Consider the following 3,474-nt stretch of genomic DNA (forward strand, 5'->3'; position numbering starts at 1 on the left):
TGTGACTTTCGTGTTTGGCTGCGTAATTTCATCGCGCCCTTGAAACGCTATCCCTTGCACGTACGTTATGCGCTCCATTCCTTCCAATTCCTTTATAAACGAATGGAGCTGTTCATAGACATTATATTGTACGTCTATATTTAGTGTAATAGGAACAGGTGTGCTTGCTGCTTGTTTCTGGCCTGCAGACGCTTGTGTCGCCGTGTTAGTAGTCGTTTGCTTCGTTGTACTTTGCGTTGCGGAACTCGTTGTTCCTGTTGTGGTTCCGGTAGTTCCTGTCGAATTAGCTGCTGCAGTCGTTTGCGTTGTATCTTGCAGAGTAATATTTCGAATCGTAACCCCCGAAATCCCCTCAGCTTTTGTTAACTCTAGCATATATTGATCCACGAGTGGCTTAACAGGAAGCTGCTTTAGTATGATATCACTCGTCCCGGTACTTGCTTGATTGATCTGTCCAGTCTGCGTAACCTTCGTTAGAAGGAGCTGTTCCGTTTTTAATTGCTGCTCCGTTTGTGTCACCTTTAATTCAGCTGGTTTCATCCAAACAAAATACACCGCTAGATAGAATCCCATTATAATCAGGAGGCTGAGTAAGAAAATGGTGAGTTGATTTCTGGAAAAATGGAAATTCATTGTTTCCCCTCCTTCTCCAGCTCCTTTACTTTGTCTTTATTGACAACAAGGTCATACTGCGCGATATAACGAGGTGTTGGATTGCTATTAACCTGCTGACCTTGAATTTGAACATCCTGTGCCTTTATAGAAGAAAGCTTTGCCTCTTGAATCCATGGCTCGCTACCTAATCGGCTAAAGTAGTAGGCAGCTGCTTGCTTATCATCAAACCGTATTTCAGCGGTTATTAGATTAGGGTCCTTATATACAAACGATACGAACACACCCCGACCCGGAAGAAAGCTCGTCATTTTTATAAGTACAGGAAGCAATTTCACCTGTCCATCTGCTAACGATTTTGCTGATTTTTCTAAATCTGCTCCTGTTACAGTGCTCGTTGTGGATGCGGCTGTCTTTTGTTGCGTCTCAACCTTTACTTTAGCGACTGCCAGTTGCTTACTCAAATCAGTTGTTTGCAAGTTAATTTGCTGCATTTTTACATAGGTTACAGCTCCCAGGCCGAGAAATACGATAATTAGTATTAGAATTAGCATACGAGATGAAGAACCTTCATTCTGTTGCTTTGGGAGCAAGTTAATATCAGCAACCATAAGCTACACTCCTTTCCCAATCAATCCAAGGGCAGGATAATATTTAGGACGAAGGTCATCATCATTGTTCACCTTAACTGAGGATGCATACATAAATTCAACAGCAAACGGTAAACGATTCCGCATCATTCCGTACACTTCTTCAAGTAATGGATGATCTCCAACAAGAAGAAGCTTCTGCATATTCCCCGATCCGCCCATAAATGAATACTTATAAAAATGGAGAATGCGATCCATTTCCTCCATAAGCTCATCCATTTCCATCATGACCATCTCCTTATTACGAACGGTCATGCCATCTGAAGAAAACTCAATCGAATCCTCATAAGAAAATTTTTGATTTTGCATAAAGACGGGCGTTGTTCCATGAAAAATAGTAATGTTTGCATCTGAAACATCTAGCTTTACTAACAGCAATTCCTTCTCATTCGTCAGTTTAGATTCTTCATAGAGCCGCATAAGAGATAGAGAGGAAAGATCTGCAGAAACTGGTTTGAGCTTTACTTTCTCAAACAGCGTTGCATAGGAAACAACCAGATTCTCAGGCGATGCGAATAACATGATCTCCTGCTTGTCTTCCTTTTGCCCAAGCTGAATAAAATCGAAGGTTGGACTCTCAAACGGAAGATGAATGCTATGACCAAGCTCTAAATTAATGTAACCTTGAATCTCTTCCTCTGTAATATCAGCAGGAATTTGCTGCTTGCGCACTATGACATATGCATCAGGAACGATAAAATGAATATTTTTTTTCTTAAGTCCCCATTTGGATACACAGTTTCGAAGCAGCAATTCAAACGAATTTGCATCTACGATCATTCCATTTTTTATAACACCTGACGGAATATACGTCTCTCCAAACGAATGAACATAAGTCGAGGATGAACCTCTACCTTCTACATACCGTATTACATAATCTTTACATTCTAAGCCGATTGATTTTTTGCGAGTTGGAAATAAAAATGCCATAATTGTCATCACCGCTTAATAGAAAAGTGAAATATAATATCGAATCATCTCGTTTCCGAAAAAATACGCAACGAGTGTACCCATCATAATATAGGGTCCAAACGGCATTGGCTTATTCCGTTTCAACCGACCTGTCATGAGGCCGAGTAAGCCAAATACCGTTCCAAAAAATGCAGATAAAAGAAAAGCTAAGATAACGAGCTTGCCACCTAGCACAAATCCTAATAAGGCAAAGAGCTTTACGTCTCCTCCGCCCATTCCCCCCTTGCTAAACGCAGCAATGAGAAATAAGAGAATAAAAGCAATGCCTGCTCCGCTCAAACTAGACCACCAAGGCTGCAAGGGAATAATCAATCGCTCAATTGCAAAAATAACGAAAAAGAATAACAAAATGATATTAGGAATGAGCATATAGGTCAAATCAGACACGACAATAATGATAAGAAGAGACACAAGTGTCCAGCCGACAAATACCTCTGCTTGAAATCCAAGCAAATAGAATGTGTAAACGAATAACAAACCTGTTAGCAGTTCAAAGATTAGATAAATAGGTGAAATCGAAGCACCGCAGGTTTTGCACTTGCCTCGTTGCCATATGTACGAAAACACAGGAACCAGCTCCGCATACGTTAATGTATGTCCGCAAGATGTGCAAGCCGACCGAGGCTTCACAATAGATTTTTTAGCTGGTACGCGCAGACCAACAACATTATAGAAGGAGCCAAGCACCAGCCCAACAACAAATATGTATGCATAGACAAACCACATCGTTATCAAACCCCTTATCTATAAAACTATTACTATATAAAGAAAGGGTATGAGAAAGGGAACGTAAAGGTTCCTTTTCATACCCTTTTTTACTCAATACTAATAAATGGTTAATCCATTAATTATTTTGCAATAGTACGACTTGTACCATATCCAGTATCAGTATTAATACCGTCTATTGTAGCATTTGTAAATGTAATGGTTACATTCCCAGCTGAGCCGGATAAACTAGTACCAGTAATACTATATGTTGTTCCATCAGTGTTAACTGTTACAGTGTAACCAGTAGTTAATTTTACATTACTTACGTATTTAGCCAAATCAGTATCCTTTATATCCACCGTGGTAGCCTTCGGATCAGCCGAAGCAGGCACTCCATTCGCAGCCACATACGTCTTCGCAGCATTTATTACTGTAATTGCATCGGCTTTCACGCCATCTTCTTTCGACTTCTGAATAATACTACCAATACTAGGAATTGCAATAGCAGCAACGATACCTAAAATTACGATAA

The 3,474-nt window shown here is 40.1% G+C and carries 5 protein-coding genes; all 5 read right to left on the reverse strand.

The window, feature by feature from the left end; genetic code table 11:
* A partial coding sequence (locus AC11ZT_RS06935) for a hypothetical protein (RefSeq protein ID WP_484058898.1) occupies nt 1-633 on the reverse strand: 633 nt, incomplete at its 3' end.
* Nucleotides 630-1,223: a hypothetical protein gene (locus AC11ZT_RS06940; protein WP_484058899.1), complete on the reverse strand. Its 594-nt coding sequence runs from the start codon at nt 1,221-1,223 to the stop codon at nt 630-632. The genes AC11ZT_RS06935 and AC11ZT_RS06940, both read right to left, overlap by 4 nt.
* Before the next feature lie 3 nt (nt 1,224-1,226).
* Nucleotides 1,227-2,192, reverse strand: coding sequence for a type IV pilus biogenesis protein PilM (pilM, locus tag AC11ZT_RS06945; protein WP_484058900.1), 966 nt, complete (start codon nt 2,190-2,192; stop codon nt 1,227-1,229).
* A 15-nt stretch (nt 2,193-2,207) separates the two neighbouring features.
* On the reverse strand, nt 2,208-2,960 hold the full coding sequence (locus tag AC11ZT_RS06950; RefSeq protein ID WP_484058901.1) for a prepilin peptidase: 753 nt from the start codon (nt 2,958-2,960) through the stop codon (nt 2,208-2,210).
* Between the two features lie 122 nt (nt 2,961-3,082).
* On the reverse strand, nt 3,083-3,474 hold a 392-nt coding region (locus AC11ZT_RS06955; protein ID WP_484058902.1), incomplete at its 5' end, for a type IV pilin protein.

The sequence above is a fragment of the Ectobacillus sp. genome, assembly GCF_056992975.1.

What these genes read in the sequence shown, in the direction of transcription:
- AC11ZT_RS06940 (WP_484058899.1), bottom strand. Translation starts at nt 1,223, where the DNA reads ATGGTTGCTGATATTAACTTGCTCCCAAAGCAACAGAATGAAGGTTCT.
- pilM (WP_484058900.1), bottom strand. Translation starts at nt 2,192, where the DNA reads ATGGCATTTTTATTTCCAACTCGCAAAAAATCAATCGGCTTAGAATGT.
- AC11ZT_RS06950 (WP_484058901.1), bottom strand. Translation starts at nt 2,960, where the DNA reads ATGTGGTTTGTCTATGCATACATATTTGTTGTTGGGCTGGTGCTTGGC.